Origin of the sequence: Paraburkholderia lebeckiae (assembly GCF_014201005.1) — a bacterium.
Taxonomy (GTDB): domain Bacteria; phylum Pseudomonadota; class Gammaproteobacteria; order Burkholderiales; family Burkholderiaceae; genus Paraburkholderia; species Paraburkholderia tuberum.
In genome coordinates this window covers 14,805-33,524 of record NZ_JACHDK010000036.1, presented here as the reverse complement: position 1 = coordinate 33,524, position 18,720 = coordinate 14,805, and the positions used below count along the sequence as shown (strand labels likewise).

Genomic DNA, 18,720 nt, shown 5'->3' with positions numbered 1-18,720 from the left:
AGATGCTCAAGTCACTCAAGCTGCACGGTACGGTAAATTTCAAGCTAGATGTCGCCTCAACGATTAAATTCAGGCGGCTTTTTGCTCCTGTCGGTGGTCGCGTTTGATGGGTTCGAATTTATCTGTCTGATCGGGATTCAGATGGACCGTGTGTACGCGCTTCCAGTTTCTCGTGGGGCCTTTCCAACGTAGCGGGTTGCGCTGCTTTGCTGCTTCGTAGAGCGTCGCGCGACGATCCAGAATCTGCTGGTCGAGGTTGGCGTGCCGCTGGGCCGGCGTGACGAAGCGGATCGCGCTGTGACGATGTTCGTGGTTATACCAGCGCACCAACCCGGTGACCCAGGCGCGCGCGGCAAATAGAGTGTCGAACGCCTGCAGAGGATAGGCTGGCCGATACTTCAGTGTTTTGAACAACGACTCCGAGAACGGGTTGTCGTTGCTCACGCCCGGTCGACTCAATGACGGTATGACACCCAGAGCCTGCAGAGTGGCGAGCATCGTGGCGCCCTTCATCGGGCCGCCGTTATCCGAATGCAGGATCACCTGACCCGGTTTGATCGCTTCACGCGCACACAGGTCCTTCAGGAGCTCGCTGGCCTGGGTGCTGCTCTCTTCGGCATAGACCTGCCAGCCGACGACCATCCGACTGAACACGTCCATGAACAGATAGAGATAGAAATACTGCCCACGAACCGTCGTCGGCAAGTAGGTAATGTCCCAGCTGAACAGCTGATTGGGTGCATCGGCACATACCGCGCGTGGCTTGCTGCAGGCGCGGGCCGGTCGTTCACTGCGCCGGTGGGCGAGCTGTTTCTCTTCGCGCAGTACCCGGTAAAACGTCGATTCCGACGCGATGTAGCGTTGCTGGTCGGCCAGGCGTGGCACGATCTGGCTCGGTGGCAGATGAGCGACTTCGGCTGAGTTGGCCACCGCCAGCAGTTCGGCGCGTTCCTCTGCAGACAGCTTGTGGGCGGGTTCATGGCGGCGCAAGGTGCGCCCATCCACCGCGTCAGGACCGCCGCCTTGCCAGCGCTGCACGGTGCGCGGGCTTAACCCCAGCATGGCACATGCGCGTGCCTGACGAGCCCCGGCTGTAGTCGCCTCACCGATCAGCTCCCGCAATGTCGCGCGCTCTTCAAGGGAGGTCATTCGTCCTCGTCCCCGAACAGCGCCTGATACTTTTTTGAAAGTACCAGCAACGCAGCGGCCTCCGCTAAAGCCTTTTCCTTGCGTTTGAGTTCGCGCTGCAGTTGCGCGTTGGCCTGTTTCAGCTCGCGCATCTCTGGAGCGTTTGCACGTGCGATGCTCGCGGTGCTGGCCGAGCAGAACTGGGCGCGCCACTGGTCCAGATGATGGGCAAACACGCCCCGTTCGCGGCACCACACGTTCAGCGCCTCGTCGCTCAGTCCATGGCTCTGCTGCAAGGCCAGCAGGCGCTCTTCCAAAGACCAGTCTTCCGGGCGCCGTGCATCGATTGGCCCCTGGTTGCGGTTTGCGGCGTTAGACACGCGGATCCACTTCCTCAAGGTTAATACGTTCATGTTCAGTTCCGAGGCAACCGTTCCTACGGACCGGTTGCCTCGTTGCAGGACCTTTGCCAGCGCCTGCTCCCTGAATTCGACAGAATACGTCTGTTTGGCATTCAACCTGCACCTCTGAGTTGTTCAAATCAAGAAAATTCAGAGGCGACATCTAGTGTGAGGCAGGGGGCGGTATGGCACAGGCGTTAGGCGAGCTCGCCGCGCAGGACTCGCCGGCCTACAAGTCGGCTTCGCTGGTGCTTGCCGGGTTGCTCAAGGCGGAAATCGCAGAGCGCGAAGTGCGTTCACTCGCGTACCAGATGAAGGCGGCACGCTTCCCGGCGTATCGCGACATCGGCGGCTTCGACTTCAGTTGCAGCGACGCCAACGAAGCGCTGGTGCGCCAGTTGTACGAGTGTGAGTTCATCGACTCGGCGCACAACATCGTTCTGGTGGGTGGACCTGGCACTGGCGTATGCGCGTTTCAGGAACTGCTCATTGTTGAGCTTGAATGGCTTCGGTTTCGGGTAACGGTCATCCAAACGCCTTTGGCGGTCGCCCTCTGGCACGTGGCCTTCCGGCTTCGTCCACTGGTCGGCTATCTCTATCGGGCTGAAAATCGCCGCGATGAGCCTCTCCAGGGTTTCCTGAGTTTGCTCTTCGGTGTCGCGATCCGAAAAGACAATGCGTTCACTCGACTCATAGCCGTCCCAGTCTTCCCGATGAAAAATTGATCGGCCGAAAGCCTGAAGGTTTCGCTTTGATGCGGTTGCAGACCGAGCAGCCTGAGGACATGACGGGGGTGGTCTGGATGCTCGGAGGGTCGTGCAGCATGGGCATGTCATTCATCTACGCGCGCAAATTCCTGACGCCATTGAAAATCCCAGGCGTCGCGCTGACGACGTATCAGGTCGGCTTCGCTGCGACGTATCTCGCGGCATTCACGCCCTTCGATGGGATTGGCGCTTTGACGACACATCCGCAGGCCGCCATCGGGCTAATCGTCGGCCTTGGTCTGCTTGGCACGGGTATCGCCTATCTGGCGTACTACTACGTCGTCGAACATCTCGAACATCTCGGTGCGCTTGCGGCATCCAGCGTGACCTACATTCCTCCGGTCGTTGCGTTTGTAATCAGCGCCGTGATCATTGGGGAACCGACTACGACGATCGACTACCTGTCCGTCGTGCTGATTCTGGCCGGCGTCTGCATCATGCAATTCGGGAAAACGTTGCTGCGAATCATTGGATGCAAGGCGCAGTGCGCAGTCTGAAAGTCAGGCGAAGGTAGTTTGGCGGCTGTCAGCTCGAAAGCGGTCATTTTGATAATCGGGACCCTGATGGCAGCTAGGGGTCGGGAGTGTGAGTTCGCTGATGCAGGAAGCTGCCGTCGGGTTGCTCGATGCCGCCACCGACAGCAATCCGCCACATTGCTGACGCACAGCCCAGACCGCCCCAGCGTCGGCAAAGGCCGAACTGTACCAGACAGTTATCGGGCGGTTCTCCGATGCGCTCCAGTCATTCGAGTGACGGCTTCGAAGGATGGGCGAGCGGCGATAACTTGCCCGCCTCGCCCGAAGAGAGCCGCGACGGAAAGCGGTCGCACGAACCCCGCCGTCAACATCGATTCGTGCGGCCAGCACCGATGCCCTAGAGTTCAGTCTGTTCCGAAATCTCAAGCGCGTCATCTACTTCGATGCCACGGTACCTGATTGTGCTTTCAATCTTGCTATGGCCGAGCAGCAACTGGACGGCTCTGAGGTTCTTCGTGCGTTTGTAAATCAGGGTTGCCTTCGTACGGCGCATCGAATGTGTGCCGTAGACGGTCGGATCAAGTCCAGCTGCGCCCGCCCATCGCCGTATCATCCTGGCATATTGCCGGGTTGAAAGATGTGGGGACGCGGATAGTCGACTTGGGAAAAGGTACTGCTCCAGCCTCAGGGCGGCCTTCTCAAGCCACGCGCGGACTGCAGACCGGGTCGGCTCAGTCAGCTCAAATTGAACGGGACGCTGCGTCTTTCGCTGAACGACCTGCGCCCGCTGCAAGACCTGATTGACGTGGGTGACATCGCGAACCCGCAGACTGACGAGGTCACAGCCGCGCAGTTTGCTGTCGATTGCGAGGTTGAACAAGGCAAGATCGCGGACAGCATGAGCGTTCTGAAGGTGGATCCGGATGGCCCAAACGTCTTTGGGCCTGAGCGGTGGCTTCTGGCCGACCAGCTTGCCCTTGTTCCACGCCTGACGGGATTGTTCGGTCTTCATGACATACTCCCACAAGAAAGATGGGAGTTCCATTTTGAAACCACGCTCCGGCCAAGGTTCGCAATCGTGCCGATTGTTGCGACTAGAGCATTCCAAACCGGCGTGACTCGACGGCTGGTCCGCGCCGAAAGTTGCCGGATGGGTAACGGGGGCATCTCGGCCGATGCCGTTGCAGGTGGCTTTCGTTAGAATCTATTTTCGATTCTTTTATTCGTCTATTACCGGAGGCGAACGTGCCAGGTTTACTTCCCGATGTCGACCGCGAGGGACTCCTCGAATATTCGGTCGTCTACACCGACCGATCGATCAATCACATGTCGCAGCTCTTCCAAGGAGTCATGCGCGATATTTCCGACGCCCTGAAAAAAGTCTACAACGCGAAGTCGGCCGTTATCGTCCCGGGCAGCGGGACTTTCGGCATGGAAGCTGTTGCCCGGCAGTTCGCGACCAACAGGAAGTGTCTGGTCATCCGCAATGGCTGGTTCAGTTTCCGCTGGTCGCAGATTTTCGACATGGGCAAAATTCCGTCTGAATCGATGGTGTTGAAGGCGCGTCCGGTCGGACAAGGAAGGCAGGCCGCATATGCACCTGCTCCGATCGAAGAAGTGGTCGCTGCGATCAGGGAAAACAAGCCGGATCTGGTCTTCGCGCCGCATGTCGAAACCGCGTCCGGGACGATGCTGCCTGATGCCTATTTGCGCGCGGTGTCCGACGCTGTTCATGCGGTCGGCGGCATGTTTGTACTGGATTGCATCGCCTCCGGTACGATCTGGGTCGACATGCAGGCCAGCGGCATCGATGTCCTGATCAGCGCACCGCAAAAAGGATGGAGCGCGCCACCCTGCTGCGCATTGGTTATGCTCAGCCCTCTCGCCCGCGAAAGAATCGACGTAACAACCAGCACTAGTTTCGCCTGTGATCTTCGCAAATGGCTGCAGATCATGGAAGCCTACGAGCACGGTGGATCCGCGTACCACGCCACGATGCCCACGGACAGTCTCGCGACGCTGCGCGACGTCATGAAGGAAACCGAGGCATACGGCTTCGACAAAGTGAGAGCGGAGCAGATTGAACTCGGCAAGCGCATTCGCTTACTGTTGACTGGCGCAGGTTTCAAAAGCGTGGCGGCCGAAGGTTTTCAGGCTCCGGGCGTGGTGGTCAGCTACACGGACGACGACGGCATACGATCAGGGAAGAAATTCGCCGACGCCGGCTTGCAGATCGCGCCAGGCGTTCCTCTTCAATGCGACGAGCCTGAGGATTTCAAGACCTTCCGCATCGGATTGTTCGGCCTGGACAAACTGCATGACGTCGAAGGCGCGGTCGCCAGGCTCGCCAAGGCGTTGGACAGTATTCTTTAGAGCGCTTTTCCGGAGCATGTGCGCCTGGCTCGCCCTTGCAACCGCATCGGCAGGAAGACTCCGAAACCTGCCGAACAAGCTACGCGCACGATTCGGCCTGAGCCGACATTCGAGCATGGGTGCCGGTCAGACGGGTATGGGGCGCTTTCCTGTCATCCACAGGTCGGTGGTCGCGAATGACTCGTCCCGCGGAAAGCGAACGAGTATTTGCGACCCGGAGCTGCCTTTTTGGACATCGCCCATTGCGATGGCCGCCGGATAGAGTGGTCACTTGCACTGGGCGGAGTTCGTCGATGATTCAGCGAAACTGCCCGCTCCAGTGAGTCCCCCCATGCAGGCGCGTAACGACAGACGCTCCGGGGTGCCGAACCGAGGGTTGGTATACTATCGCTTCAAAACCAATTGGTAGTTGATAAAAGATCGACAGCCAATCTTTCGCGTCTGGTGGCGGGCAGTTAGGCCGTGGCCCGCTGTCGGAGCCGCACGCAGCACATTGACGCGTATTGGAGCGTTCCCAGCCTTGCCGGGCGGCACTGGCTGTTGAAACCATGGAAGGTTGAGCGAAGTATGGAACCCAAGTTTTACCGCGGCTGGCACCTGGCCAAATCGGACACGGAGTACAAGGCTACGGAGTTCGAGTGGGCGTTGATCCGCTTTTACGAGTCGTTTTCGCGTTTTGTGCTGACCACGGGCATGATCACGATCGCGGCCGACGTTGATATCAAGTATCAGGAGCATGTGATCCTGCACGTGATCCGCATGCAGGATCGTCCGAAGAACAGCGCGACCATCGCGCGGCTGATGAATCGGGATGACATCCCGAACATTCAATACAGCTTGCGCAAGCTGGAATCGGCCGGCCTGATCGAAAAGCTCAAGGACAAGAACAGCAAGACCTACTCGTATACGGCGAGCGAGCTTGGCGTCAAGCTGACCGACGAATACAACAAGGTCCGGCAGGAGATTTTGGTCAAGCGTTTCGAGGAGATCAGCGACGTCGACGAGAAGTTCGAGCGCGGCGCGCGCTTCATGTCTCTCCTGACCGGCATTTACGAGGAAGCGGCTCGCGATTCGGCGACCATCACGCCCCAAACCGACGAGCCGCCGCCGAAGCCGAAGGCTTCGCGCAAGTCCGCTTAACCGGCGACCGCGGCCGCGCAAGTCACAGCGCCGGATGCAACCTGTGCCAGTCGCTAGCCTTCTGGTACGCCATGCCGGCGCGGCACAGCAGGGCTTCGGCGCCATGAGCCGCAACGAACTGGAAGCCAATTGGCAGGCCGCCCTGCGTGAGCCCGCATGGCAGTGCGATCGCGGGATGGCCGGTGGAGTTGAACGGTGCCGTGAACTGGATCAGGCGCGCATTGAGTTCCGGGTCCTGCGCGAGCGCGCCAAGCTGTTCATGTGTGGGCGCGGCGAACGGCTGCATCGGCACGATCAGCAGATCGATCCCGCTCATGAGCCGGTTGATCTTTCCGCGTAGCGCGGCACGGTTCAACAGGACCTGCTGATACGCCATCCCACTGGTTTCGCGACCAATCTTGATCAGGCGCGTAAGCGCTGGCCCATAGTGCGCCGCGAGCCGCGGATAGGTGTCGGCATGGGCCACCGCCACTTCCACACCACAGTTGACCTGCCACTCGTCGACGACCGTGCGCACATCGGGAACGCGCACTTCTTCCACCTGAGCGCCGAGCGACTTCACCACTTCCACAACCCGCGCAAGCGCGTGCACGATGACGTCGTCGGTGCCATTGCTGTTCCACTCGGCATCGATGCCGATTCGCAGTCCGCCCAGATCGTGCGCGTCGTCCGGCAACACGAATCTGGCCTCGGGCAACGAGGTTGGGTCGAGTGGATCGTGCCCGGCAATCGCACCAAGCAGCAGCGAGGCATCAGCTGCACTGCGCGCCATGGGGCCCGGATGATCGAGACTGGCGCCGAGTGCGAACACACCGTGACGGCTCACCCGTCCCCACGTCGGCTTGATGCCGGTGAGACCGTTGGCTGCAGAGGGAAAACGGATCGAGCCGCCCGTATCGGTACCGAGCGACGCGTAGCATAGCCCCGCCGCCGTCGCGACGCCGGAGCCACTCGACGACGCGCCCGCCCAGTGCCCCGGATGCCACGGATTGACCGGCTCGGCGATCTCGGGGTGATGCGTTGCGAATGCGCCCTCCGTGAGCTGAAGTTTGCCGAGCACGATCGCGCCGGCATCGCGCAGCCGCTTGACGGCGGTCGCGTCTTCGGTCGGCACGAAGTTGCGACGAATGATCGTGCCGGCGGCAGTCGGCGAACCCGCGCACCAGTACAGGTCCTTCACCGCCAGCGGTACGCCGTGCAGCGGCCCGAGCGCCTCACCATTCAGCACTTTTCGTTCGGCTTCGCGCGCGGATGCGAGCGCCTCGTCACGCATTACGAGCGCGTAGCTGTGCAGCGTGGGGTCGAGCCGCTCGATGCGTTCTAGCATCGCGGTCGTGACTTCCACGGGGGAGATCTCGCGCGTGGCGATCAGGCGCGCCAACTCGCGCACCTCCATGTAGTGCAGTCCGGAATGGGACATGGTCAATCTGCCTCCGTACTCAAAGTCCGAGCTCTGCGCGCTGCCGCGTGAGCGTATCGATCACGGCGTACATGATCTTGTGCGCGCAAGGCATCAGGTCGGGAATGTAGGTCGCGCCCATGCCGCCCAGCCCCTCGGCCACCGGCACCGGCGAGCCTTCGGCGGGCCATGGCCAGCCGATGCGTGCGGTCGGAATGCCGAAGCGGCGCAGCGCGGCACCGTCGGTCTGGCCGCCGAGCAGGTCGGGCGTCGGATGCGCACGCTGCTCGATATGCTCCCAGCCGCGCCGCGCGGACTGCACGATCCAGTTCGACGGGGACGTCGTGCCGCCGGGCACGGAGCCATACATTTCCCAGTCGAGATCGAAATCGGGATGACGCTCCCGTAGTGCCGCGACGAATGCGGCGAACTGCGCCTTCACTTCGCCCGGTGAGGTACGGGGATTGATGCGCACGTCGAAGAAAATCTCGGTGACGGCCGAAGGAAACGCCGGCCGCTCAGGCCAGCCCGCCCGCACGCCCGAGATCCAGCCGTGCGGCTTGACCGCGCCGGACGTATTGCGCTCGGCGTACTCGATCAGCCATTGCTCGAGTTCGAGTATCACGTGCGCGGCCGGCACGACCGAGCTGCGAAAGCCCGGCGTGTCGCGCGGCACGCCCGCGTAACCGAGTGTGCCCTTGACCTTCAGCTTGAACCAACCCATGCCGGGTTCTTCGTGATAGACCCAGTTCCAGGGCTTCATCACGATCGCGAAGTCGGGCGCTACGCCTCGGCTCAACAGGTGCGTGACGCCTGCGGACATGCCCGCGTGGTCGCGCGCGGCGAGATCGACGGGCATGCCGCCATCCGCCATCGCGACGATCAGGTCGCCGACCAGCGGCACGTCGGCCTCGATCAGAGCGGTCGCGACTTCAGTCAGCGTGGCGATCATCCCTTTGGGGTTCGACGCGCCAAGGCCGTAGACCCAGTCACCTTCCATACGTGCGCGCGGCTTGAGGTCCGCGAAATCGGGCGGACCGATCCACGGGTCGTCGCTTTCGTCGCCCTCGAGATGGGTGTCGATGGGCGCGTAGAGCATCAGCGCGGCACCGCCGCCGCTGCCGCGTTTCTCGGCGACGACGTTGCCGGTGCGCTCGTTCATGGGTCGATAGCTTGCGCTCAGGCCGACGCTCGCCAGATGCCCGACCATGAACTGGCTCGCGTCGCGCGCGGCGCCGGTCGGGCTGTGAATGTCCGTGAGTTTGAACAGCAGCTGTTGCAGCCGCCGCGCGTCGAGCTTTGCGCAGGCCCGGTCGTACCAGGCCTGTTGCTCGGAAGAAAAGGGCAGTGACGTGGTGCTGACCACGATGGATACCTCCAGATTGCGTTGCGATACGTGGTCAGTTCGACGGCGCGAACTGTTCGGCGTAGATGTTTTCCGGGCGCAGGCCGAGATTCACGAGCTTTGTCGTGGCCGCCTCGATCATGCGCGGCGGACCGCACAGATAGGCGACGGCGCTTTCGTGCGTCACGTCGGCCTCGCCGATCGCATCGACGGGATTGCCGGCGAGTAGTTCGCCGCTCGCGTGGTGGTCTACCGAGATGCGCGTTTTGAGATTCGGCAGCCATTGCCGACGCAGCTCCAGATCGTCGAGGCAGAAAAGCTGCTCGGGCGTTGCACAGCCAAAGCTCAGCAGGATCGGCGGCTTGCGTCCGGGCTGGCGACGCAGGGCGTCGATCATCGACAGGATGGGTGCGAGGCCGGTCCCGCCCGCCACCATGATGTGCGGCGCAGGCACCTTCTCACGCAGGAAGAAACTGCCGAACGGGCCTTCGATTTCGAGAACGTCATCGGGTTTCGCCTCCTGCTCCAGCCACTTCGACATCACGCCATCTTCAAGCACACGAATCAGTAGTTCGAGCTTCGGCAAATCGGCCGCCGTGCTGGCGGGCGAATAGCTGCGCGTGACATTCGTCCCCGGCACGCGTACCTGAATGAACTGCCCCGGCTTGAAGTCGAGCCACGCGCCTTCGGCCAGTTCGAGCCGCAGGCGCACGACGTTCGACGCCACTTTCTCGACGCTGTCGACGAATGCGTGCGCCTTGACCGCCTGCACGTCGGCCGCATCGCTCGCATAGTTCAGCGTGAACGTGCAGTTGGTTTCAGGTTCGGTCAGGCACAGCAGCCGGTCGCCGGCCTCGTATTCGCTGCGCAGAAGCGTCGAGCTGGCACCCGCGCGCATGCCGGCGCGGCCCTCGACAAGCTTCGCCATACAGCTCGAACAGGATCCCGACCGGCACTGGTGGATGACCGGGATACCTGCGGCGAGAGCAGCGTCCAGCACGCTCTCGCCCTGCTGCACGGCAACCGATGTCGCTTTCCCGTCGCGAAAGCTCAATGTGACGTTTTTAACGGAAGACATACGGATACCTTCAGTACTGCTGTGATTAATGATCCTCTTCGATCTTCTCGACGAAGTACGAAGGACGTTTACCGTCTGCGGTTCGCTTCATGCGGATGCTCGACGCCTTGATGGTGCCGTCGATACCATTGCCTGGCTTGGCGATGCCACGATTCCAGCGCGAAGCAATCTTGCGCCAGGTGATCGGCGATACGTCGGTTGCAACGAGTTGTTCGTTGTCCCAGCCGGTGCCATCGGCATAAAAATCCTGCATCGCTTCGCGTGCGTACAGGTCGCAGTTGTTGAAGCCATGCAGGCACAGCGGCTTGAACAGATAGTCGTAGCGATACTTGAAGTCCTTGCGCTCCTTGTCGGTCGGGCACACGCGCGCGAGGATTTCCCAGTACTCGTAGGTGTCGTCAGTGATCGGCACATACCATTCGAACTGGACGACATGCTCTTCCGGCCAGTTCTCGACCATCAGCACGCCAGGCATGAACACGGAGGTGCGGTACGGGCGGGCATTGACGTTCTCGACCTTGAGGTCGACTCTCTCGTTCTCGAGGACGGGGTTCCACTTCTCCGTGAAGAGCCATTGCACGAGGCCCTTGGGACCGTTCTCGTCTTCGACCGGCGCGATGCAGTCGTCCGCGGTCGGCACGATGCCAAGCGGCAGCACCCAGTCCTTCGCGTGAATGATCGCGTTGTCCTTGTGCACGAGGATGTGCGCGTTATCGAAGCCGTTTTCGCAGGCAATGCGCCAGTTCGCGAAACCCGTGCGGTGCATGCCGTACGCGACGACGTCCTTGTCCAGCAGGCTCGGCGCGGACGGCCACAGCGGATGCGGGAAGCGTTCGTCGTTCTCCGGGAAGCGGATGGGCAGGTCGTGCGCGAGCGGTGGCACGTCTTCATCCGGATAGTCGTCTTCGCGCACGAAGACAAAGATCATGCCCGCGACTTCCTCGACCGGATAGGTCGTGATACCTGTCGTGCCGATCAGCTTGTCGTCCGGATTGCCGGCGATGGTCGCGAGCTTGCCGCTTTCCAGGTCGAACGTGAACCCGTGGTACCAGCAGCTGATCGTGTCCTCGGTAAGACACATCGGCTTGGCGGAGAGCCGCACGCCGCGGTGAATGCACTGGTCCTTCAGCGCGTAGAGCTTGCCCTTCACGCGGCGCAACACGATCTGAACCCCGCAGATCTGGATGCCTTCTACGGCATCTTCCGGCAATTCATGGCTGAAGAGCGCCGGATACCAGTGGTTGATAAAGCCCCATGCCGCGTCCTTGTACGGCTGGTACTGGCTCTGGACTTTCGCGTCGTTGACGCGGGCATCGCTGATCTCGTTGAGTCGCTGACCGGTGCTGCGCCGGCGGACGATGGGCGTGTCGCTCATGGAGTGCTCCTGATGTGTGGGCTGGGGCGCGTCTCGTGACTGCTCACGAGCGCTGATTTCTGTACAGCTTGTCGCGGCTCGATGCGCTTCGCCGTGCGCGTCTCATCCGATGCTGTGAGTGAAGACTACGGAAACATAAATTGACAGTCAATTTATTTTCAATCAATCTTCAGTCGTTCGTTGATCGTAAATCGATTGAACATAACGCGATGGAAATCGGCGAACGCCCGTGGGAAGGCGCTGAGCGGGCGATGTGCTGGTTGGAGGCGGGTGCCGCTGTGGGCGATCTTCCGAGGGTTGTCCCTAGCGATGCTCCCGCCCAGAATGCGTCCCGGACGAGAACCCGGTACCCGAGCAGAGCGACGCGCAGGGAAAAAGAAACAACACGAAACGTGTGCTGAAAAGCCGCCGCCTGGCAACTCGCCCGGTCAGCGGGCGCAGCAAAGGCTATTGACGAAAGGAAGAGGAGAACCCGGTGAAAATAAAGAAGTCTGCACTACTGATCGGCATCGCGCTGGCCGCTAACGCCCATGCGCAAAGCAGCGTCGAAATCTACGGGATCATCGATACGGGCGTGATGTATGTGTCGAACGTGGGCGGTCACAGTAACTGGCTGGCCGACCCCGACACGATGGCGCCGAATTTGTTCGGCTTTCGCGGAACCGAAGATCTCGGCAATGGCCTGAAGGCTATATTCAAGCTCGAAGGCATGTTCAGCCTGAACAACGGCGAATCCACCAACGGGCTGTTCGGGCACGAAACCTATGTGGGATTGCGTGACGACCGTTGGGGCACGCTGACCGCCGGCAATCAGATCGACTTCATGTTCTATTCGCTCGTGGTCGATCACTGGGGCCCGGCCTTCCCGTTCGTCAATTCTCTAGGGCTGCGGCAAGGCTCGTTTTCGGGCCTGAATATTCCAGGGCCACCGGGCAACGGTTCGTTCGACTTCGACCGCACGCTCGGCGCTCCGATCGCGAACTCGGTCAAGTACATGAGCCCGACAGTCGGCGGCCTCTCGATGGGCGCGCAGTACAGCTTCGGTGGACAGGCTGGTTCGTTCGGTCAGGATAGCGGGCAGAGCTTCGGCCTGAACTATCACATCGGCGCCGTCGCGCTGAATGGCGCGTACACATACATCAAGTATCCCGAGTTGAATAACGGCAACGACGGTATCCGCAACATGGGTCTGGCCGCTTCGTGGGTCGTGGGGCCGACCGAGCTCGCCGCGATGTACACGAGCACGCAGAACACGCAGAACGGCGCGCGTGTCGGTGTCTACGAGGCCGACGTGACGTGGACGGTCTCCCCGTTCCTGCACACGAATCTCGCTTACCAGTACATGAAAGGCAACGACGTCTTGAAAGGCCAGAAGGCCAGTCAGGAGACGTTGTCGGTCCTGTATTCGCTCTCCAAACGCACGAGCATCTACTCAGCGCTGGCGCTGCAGCAGGCCTCGGGCGGTCCCGCCTGGATTTCGCTTGTGCCGGGACCCTCGTCGGGCGGCCGGCAGACGGCGGTCGACATCGGTCTGCAGCACGTGTTCTGACGATATGACCTGACCACGCGGAACCCGTCGCTCAACACACCGAGGCTGTGGCACCGCGCTTCTCGACTGGCGCAAGCCAGTCAAGACCCACCAAATACATACAGGAGATACCACCATGAGCAACCACTCCACCATGCGCGCGATGCGTGTACACGAACCCGGCGGTCGCTTCGTGCTCGACACGATCCCGCGCCCTGAACTGCTGCGGCCGACCGACGTCCTCGTCGACGTGAAGGCGTCCGGCGTCGTGCCGAATCTGCGCAACGTAATGAGCAATTACGGCGAGCGTGCTTACCTCACCGTGCCGGATCTGCCCGCTATCTACGGGCTGGATGCGGCCGGCGTGGTTGCCGAGGTGGGCAGCGCCGTGACCGGCCTCGTGCCGGGCGATCGTGTCTATATCAATCCGGGCCGCTCGTGCGGATCGTGCGACGCGTGCCGGACAGGTCAGTCGATCAACTGCGTGGCCTTCACGTTTCAGGGCTACTTCGGCTTTGGCCCGCAATCGAAGGCGATGTACCGGCAATACCCATACGGCGGTTTCAGCGAGTTCGCAACGGCGCCCGCCGACGGCCTCGTCAAGCTGCCTGAAGCAGTGAGCTTCGAGCAGGCCGCGCGTTTCGGCTACCTCGGCACCGCGTATTCTGGTCTGCGCAAGGCAGGCGTCGGCGCGGGCCGGACCGTGCTGATCGTGGGCGCAAGCGGCACGCTGGGTCTGGGCGCCGTGCAGATCGCACGCGCGATGGGCGCGACTCGCATCCTGTGCGTCGCGCGCAACGAAGCGCTGCTCGCCCGTGTGCGTGCACTCGATCCGCAGCGTATCCGCACGTTTTCGTACGGCACCGGCTCGCTGGCCGACTGGGCCCGCGAGCAGACAGACGGTGTGGGCGTCGACGCGGTCATCGACGCGATCGCGCCGGGCGCCTCGCATCAGGTCACGCTCGACAGCATGGCGGCACTCAGGCGTGGTGGCCGGCTCGTCGAAATTGGCGCAATGACTGACCCGCTACCGCTGAACCTGCACGAGATGATGTGCGCGCAGGTCAGCGTGATCGGCTCGCTCTGGTTCTCGGTTGCCGAAGGCCAGGACCTGGCGAAGATGGCTGCGGCCGGCACGCTCGATCTCGGTGTGTTCGAACACCACCGCTACACGCTCGATCAGGCCGACGAAGCACTCTCGGAAGCAGAAAAACGCGCTGGCGGCTTCGTCAACGTCGTCATCGTTCAATGAAACAGCCCGAATCGAACAGGAGAACATCATGGTAAGACGCGTCGTGACAGGCGAGAAAGACGGCAAGTCAGTCATCGTCTCCGATGGCCCCGTCGCCAATACGCACGACTACGCAGCCGTGCCCGGCTTCCAGACTACGCTGGCATGGGCGACGCTGCAGGACGTGGCGCCCCTGCCACACGACGGCAAGGACCCGGTGGTCGGCATTCAGTCGGTCGTGCCCGATCCGCATGGCACGCGCCTGCTCGTCGTGCAGTTCCCGCCCGAGAGCTCGCTCGATTCCGGCGACTTCGACCCGGTTGCGGCTGGCGCGGAATACGAAGCCCATCTGCCAGGCCTCGCCCAGGCATTCGAACCCGATGGCTCAGGCATGCACCGCACCACGTCGGTCGACTACGACATCATCGTTTCCGGCGAACTGTGGCTCGAACTCGATGACGGCGAGATTCGCCATTTGCAGGCGGGCGACATCGTGATCCAGAACGGCACGCGCCACGCGTGGCGTAATCGCGGCACGGCGCCGGCGGTGATGGTGGCGGTTTTGATCGGCGCCGAGACGCAGGCAGCGCGGTAACGGCAAACGAAGTGAGAGAGCAAACGATGAGTCAGCAAGCAGAACATCCCCACGACGGGCCGCCCAGGGCACCACGCGCCGAAACGCTGGAATGGAGCGACGCGATGTTGCTCGGTCACGCGCCGATCGACGCCGCGCATGAAGAGTTTGTCGAAGTGGTGACGGCGCTCGCCGGTTGTACGCAGCATACGGCGCTGGCCTGCTTGCAGGCGGTGGAGGCGCATCTGCTGTCCCACTTCGCAGTCGAGCAGGAATGGATGGAAAAGACCGATTTTCCCGCCGCCGAATGCCATCTCGACGAGCACCAACGGGTGATGGAGGCCGTGCAAAAGGTGAACGCACTCGCAGCCATTGGCCAGGTCGGCCTGCAGGACGTCAAGCGTCTCGCACAGGCATTGGCCGACTGGTTTCCAGGCCACGCCGACTATATGGATTCGGCGTTGTCGGCGTGGATCAACAAGAAGATGCATGGCGGCGCACCCGTCGTGTTGCGACGCGATCTGCAGGTGGCCGAAGTGGCCTGAACGAAGTAACGGAGCTAAACATGATCATGAAGGACAAGGTGGGACTCGTAACGGGCGGCGGCTCGGGCATGGGGCGCGCGGCGGCGCTGGCGCTGGCGCGCGAGGGCGCGATCGTCGTGCTCGCTGGGCGTGGTGAAGAAAAGCTTGCGGCAGTGCGCGACGAAATCCAGCGAGCCGGAGGGCGCGCGGAAATCCGCTCGGCCGACGTTTCGCGTCGCGAGGACAACGAGGCGCTCGTCGCATTCGTCGAGTCGCGCTTCGGCAGGCTCGACTTCGCATTCAACAACGCGGGCGGCCACGCAGACTTCAAGCCCATCGACCAGACTCCGGTCGAAGAGTCGGAATGGGTGATCGATCTGAACTTCAAGGGCGTCTATTACGGCGTCAAGTATCAGGTTGAAGCGATGCTGCGCGCGGGCGGCGGGGCGATCGTCAACAACGCGTCCATCTTCGGCTTGCGCGGCATGAATGGCATCGCTCACTACGTTGCAAGCAAGCACGCAGTAGTCGGCCTCACGCGCGCAGTCGCGAAGGAATATGCCGGTAGCGGTATCCGCATTAACGCCGTGTGTCCGGGCGCAACCGAGACGCCGAACTACATGCGCTCGACCAACGGCGATGTGCACCTGCTCGACGACATGATTCCGATGCGCCGCATCGGCCAGCCTCATGAAGTCGCCGACGCGGTGCTCTGGCTGCTCTCCGACAAGGCGGCCTACGTGACGGGCACCAGCCTGTCCGTCGACGGCGGCATGACAACCTGAACGACAGTTTCAGGCTCACGGGACACAAGGAGAAAGAACGATGAAATCGAATCGTGCAGCACGGTATATCGGCGGCGCGCTTCTCGCGCTGGTTGCCTTCGGCGCAAATGCTCAGGGAGCAAGTGCAACGGCTTCGACGCCGGCTGCAAGCGCGGCTTCGGGCGAGAGCAAAAGCGCGACGCGCGCGGCGAACCGGCAACTGCAGAAGAAAGTGCGCCGCGCGCTGGCTCACACCAAGGGCCTCAACGCGTCGGGCATTGCAGTACGCGCGAACGACGGCGCGCTCACTTTGCAGGGGTGGGTGCCGGAGCAGTCCCAACTCCAGCTTGCGTTGCGCACGGCCCAAGGTGTGCCCGGTGTCGTGTCGGTGAACAACCAGTTGACCATACGACCAGTGGGGCAATGAGACGTCGTCCCGGCGCGAGCAATTGGACGTTGAACGATCACGCCCGGGACGACGAATCAATACGGAATCAGCCAAAAGAAGGACGTGCATGTTTGACGGCATCACCATCAAGTCGCGATTGACCATCCCGATGGCTTTCCTGTGTCTGCTCCTGACCGGGACAGGCATGCTCGGGCCGAGCAGTATTGGCCGGGTGAACGCGTCGTTGAAAGCGGTGTACGAGACGCGCCTCGTGCAGGCCCACGACGTCACGCGCATCGCCACGATCGTTCATGGGCCGATGGAGTCGCTCTATGCGCCGGTGCAGGACGGACTCGACGGGTTGATCGCGATGCAGATGGAAGCGGGACAGCACGAATATGAGCGCTTGCAGGCGGCCTACGGCACCGTGCGCCTGCTGTCGGTTGCGGCAGTAGCAGTCGGCGGGCATCGACCAGACCAATCGCGCGGTCATGCAGATGGACGAAGCGGTGCAGCAGAACTCCGCGATGGTGGAAGAGGCCGCGAACGCCGCGAACGCGCTACGCGACGAGGCCGGCCATCTGGCCCGGGTCGTGTCTTCATTCAGCATGGAAGCGCCGGCGGCGGTTTGAGTTGACGCTTGACGGCGTCGGAGAAAGCCCTTCGGTGGAGGGGCCAAAGCGAAGTTGAATCAGCCTCATGTACTTCAGTTTGCTTTACTAACTAATTGTCCGTCAAATGGCGGAACGCTTGGAGAGAGTCATGCCTAGCACGATTGAATTGACGCAGGAAGATGAAGTCGATGTCTCGACCATCAGGGTGCCCGAGAGTTCGCGCATGCCTAAGTTCGCGCTCACCATGGCCTGGTGGGGGCTCTGCAGCGCGATGGTGTATCTGATCATCGGCGCGACGCTGGCGCTTTATTACGGCACGACCAATGCGCTGATCGGGATGGTGATGTCCGTGGTCGTTTATTCGGCCGTGAACTACGTGCTGACGAACTATGCGATCCGCACGGGTCTTTCCGTGTCGCTTTTCTCCCGCGTGCTGTTCGGCAGTGCGGGCGCCGCATTGGCAACGCTGATATTCGCGGCAACTGTCATCTACTATGCCGTCTTCGAGAGTTCCGTTATCGCGGTCGCGCTGAACAGTCTTTTTCCGTCCGTTTCCTATCCACTGGCTTGCCTGATCGTGGTCGCCTATAGCGTGCCGCTCGTTTTCGGCAGCGTGCAGAACTGGCTCGACAAGCTCAACGGCGTGCTTCTGCCGTTCTACGCGGCCGGCCTGATCGCGGCTGTGGTAGTGGCGACGTCCACGCACGGCTATAGCCCGGCCTGGATGCATTTCGGCGAGACGAAGGGGGCAGTCGTGTCGAACGGCTGGTGGGACTGCTTCGTCTACTACATGGGCGTGTGGCTGTTCATGCTCGCCGCTTTCGACTTCGCGCGCTTCGGCAAGAAGCAGGACGTCCGCTATCACAGCGTGATCAACTTCGGCATGCCGTTCTGGTTTGTTACGTTTATCGTCAACGGCGTGATCGGGATTTATCTCGTCAGCACGATCCCCGGACAAGGCGCGCTGTCCGAGGTATCGGTCGTGCTCGCGCTGCTCAAGTTGATGGGACTCTGGGGACTCGGCTTCCTCGTCGTCACGCAGACTCGCATCAACACCGCCAACTACTATCTCGCGACCATCAATACGCAGGCACTGTTCGAAGCAGGCCTCGGTCTGAAGCTGCCGAAATTTGTCTGGACGATCGTCGTCGGCGTGATCGTGTACGCGCTGATGCTGTCCGGCATCTTCTCGAAGCTGCTCCTCGCACTCGCCTATCAAGGAGTGTTCGTCGTCGCGTGGGTGGCGGTGGCGCTCGCCCATATCCTGTCGCACAAGTCGGAGCGGACTTCCGACGACGCACTCGAATCGACGTTGCGCAACGTGCCGACCTTCAACTCCGGCGGACTGATTTCGTGGTTTGTCGGCGTCGCGGCGGGCATTGGCGTGATGAGCGGACCGGAATCGGTCCACACGTTTTCCGCGCCGGCAACGTTTGTGGTTTCGGTCGCCGCGTACCTGATGGTGTCGATGCATGGCAAGCGCTCCATCTCCGTCACGACGTAATTCACCTATTTGGCTTCGATAACGGCCAGGCATTGCAGGCTGGCCCACGCACTGATTTGGTCAACGGGGCCGTGCGAACGGCAAGTCCGCGGCGCCCGATTTCATCATGGA

Annotated in this window: 17 protein-coding genes and 1 pseudogene; 12 read left to right on the top strand and 6 right to left on the bottom strand. The window is 61.7% G+C overall.

Annotated features, from left to right (window positions below; genetic code table 11):
- Positions 1-69 precede the first annotated feature (69 nt).
- Positions 70-1,646, bottom strand: a protein-coding gene (locus tag HDG39_RS32730; protein WP_260328433.1) for an IS3 family transposase whose coding sequence is annotated in 2 segments (ribosomal slippage) — positions 70-1,187 and positions 1,187-1,646 — 1,578 coding nt in all. Because the reading frame shifts where the segments join, the coding sequence is not laid out codon by codon here.
- Positions 1,647-1,714: 68 nt separating this feature from the next.
- On the opposite strand from HDG39_RS32730, the pseudogene HDG39_RS32720 reads away from it, so the two are divergent.
- Both HDG39_RS32720 and HDG39_RS32715 read left to right on the top strand, forming a co-directional pair.
- Positions 1,715-1,993: pseudogene (locus HDG39_RS32720) on the top strand (ATP-binding protein); the annotation flags it as partial.
- A 290-nt stretch (positions 1,994-2,283) separates the two neighbouring features.
- The gene (locus HDG39_RS32715) at positions 2,284-2,793 is read left to right on the top strand and encodes an EamA family transporter (protein WP_184012172.1); all 510 of its coding nucleotides are present in this window, start codon (positions 2,284-2,286) and stop codon (positions 2,791-2,793) included.
- Positions 2,794-3,169: 376 nt separating this feature from the next.
- On the opposite strand, the gene HDG39_RS32710 is transcribed toward HDG39_RS32715, so the two are convergent.
- On the bottom strand, positions 3,170-3,784 hold the full coding sequence (locus HDG39_RS32710; protein WP_184012170.1) for a tyrosine-type recombinase/integrase: 615 nt from the start codon (positions 3,782-3,784) through the stop codon (positions 3,170-3,172).
- 233 nt (positions 3,785-4,017) lie between these two features.
- Between HDG39_RS32710 and HDG39_RS32705 the strand changes: the two genes are divergently transcribed.
- Both HDG39_RS32705 and HDG39_RS32700 read left to right on the top strand, forming a co-directional pair.
- Complete coding sequence (locus HDG39_RS32705) at positions 4,018-5,145, top strand: aminotransferase class V-fold PLP-dependent enzyme (RefSeq protein WP_184012168.1); 1,128 nt, start codon at positions 4,018-4,020, stop codon at positions 5,143-5,145.
- Between the two features lie 567 nt (positions 5,146-5,712).
- Complete coding sequence (locus HDG39_RS32700) at positions 5,713-6,285, top strand: winged helix DNA-binding protein (protein ID WP_184012166.1); 573 nt, start codon at positions 5,713-5,715, stop codon at positions 6,283-6,285.
- A 22-nt stretch (positions 6,286-6,307) separates the two neighbouring features.
- On the opposite strand, the gene HDG39_RS32695 is transcribed toward HDG39_RS32700, so the two are convergent.
- From HDG39_RS32695 to HDG39_RS32680, 4 genes are read right to left on the bottom strand one after another with little or no spacing between them, the layout of a single operon-like run.
- Positions 6,308-7,705 carry an amidase gene (locus HDG39_RS32695; protein ID WP_184012164.1) on the bottom strand — a complete coding sequence of 466 codons (1,398 nt, stop codon included), beginning with the start codon at positions 7,703-7,705 and terminating at the stop codon, positions 6,308-6,310.
- Between the two features lie 19 nt (positions 7,706-7,724).
- On the bottom strand, positions 7,725-9,050 hold the full coding sequence (locus HDG39_RS32690) for a M20 family metallopeptidase (RefSeq protein ID WP_184012162.1): 1,326 nt from the start codon (positions 9,048-9,050) through the stop codon (positions 7,725-7,727).
- A 34-nt stretch (positions 9,051-9,084) separates the two neighbouring features.
- Complete coding sequence (locus HDG39_RS32685; protein WP_184012160.1) at positions 9,085-10,107, bottom strand: ring-hydroxylating dioxygenase ferredoxin reductase family protein; 1,023 nt, start codon at positions 10,105-10,107, stop codon at positions 9,085-9,087.
- A 25-nt stretch (positions 10,108-10,132) separates the two neighbouring features.
- Positions 10,133-11,482, bottom strand: coding sequence for an aromatic ring-hydroxylating dioxygenase subunit alpha (locus tag HDG39_RS32680; protein WP_184012158.1), 1,350 nt, complete (start codon positions 11,480-11,482; stop codon positions 10,133-10,135).
- A gap of 475 nt (positions 11,483-11,957) precedes the next feature.
- Here HDG39_RS32680 and HDG39_RS32675 point away from each other — a divergent pair, with 475 nt between their 5' ends.
- The 8 genes from HDG39_RS32675 to HDG39_RS32640 all read left to right on the top strand — a co-directional run bounded on the left by HDG39_RS32675 (position 11,958) and on the right by HDG39_RS32640 (position 18,609).
- Complete coding sequence (locus tag HDG39_RS32675; RefSeq protein ID WP_184012156.1) at positions 11,958-13,031, top strand: porin; 1,074 nt, start codon at positions 11,958-11,960, stop codon at positions 13,029-13,031.
- Between the two features lie 115 nt (positions 13,032-13,146).
- Positions 13,147-14,262 (top strand): alcohol dehydrogenase catalytic domain-containing protein, encoded by a 1,116-nt coding sequence (locus HDG39_RS32670; RefSeq protein ID WP_221305948.1) that lies wholly within the window; start codon positions 13,147-13,149, stop codon positions 14,260-14,262.
- A 28-nt stretch (positions 14,263-14,290) separates the two neighbouring features.
- Positions 14,291-14,836 (top strand): cupin domain-containing protein, encoded by a 546-nt coding sequence (locus HDG39_RS32665; protein WP_184012153.1) that lies wholly within the window; start codon positions 14,291-14,293, stop codon positions 14,834-14,836.
- A gap of 26 nt (positions 14,837-14,862) precedes the next feature.
- The gene (locus HDG39_RS32660; RefSeq protein WP_113061893.1) at positions 14,863-15,360 is read left to right on the top strand and encodes a bacteriohemerythrin; all 498 of its coding nucleotides are present in this window, start codon (positions 14,863-14,865) and stop codon (positions 15,358-15,360) included.
- Positions 15,361-15,380: 20 nt separating this feature from the next.
- Positions 15,381-16,124, top strand: coding sequence for an SDR family NAD(P)-dependent oxidoreductase (locus tag HDG39_RS32655; RefSeq protein ID WP_184012151.1), 744 nt, complete (start codon positions 15,381-15,383; stop codon positions 16,122-16,124).
- A 40-nt stretch (positions 16,125-16,164) separates the two neighbouring features.
- Positions 16,165-16,530 carry a BON domain-containing protein gene (locus tag HDG39_RS32650; protein ID WP_184012149.1) on the top strand — a complete coding sequence of 122 codons (366 nt, stop codon included), beginning with the start codon at positions 16,165-16,167 and terminating at the stop codon, positions 16,528-16,530.
- An 88-nt stretch (positions 16,531-16,618) separates the two neighbouring features.
- Positions 16,619-17,128: a Tar ligand binding domain-containing protein gene (locus HDG39_RS32645; RefSeq protein WP_184012147.1), complete on the top strand. Its 510-nt coding sequence runs from the start codon at positions 16,619-16,621 to the stop codon at positions 17,126-17,128.
- A gap of 125 nt (positions 17,129-17,253) precedes the next feature.
- Entirely contained in the window at positions 17,254-18,609 is a 1,356-nt protein-coding gene (locus tag HDG39_RS32640) for a purine-cytosine permease family protein (RefSeq protein ID WP_184012145.1), read from the top strand.
- The last annotated feature ends 111 nt before the right edge of the window (positions 18,610-18,720 follow it).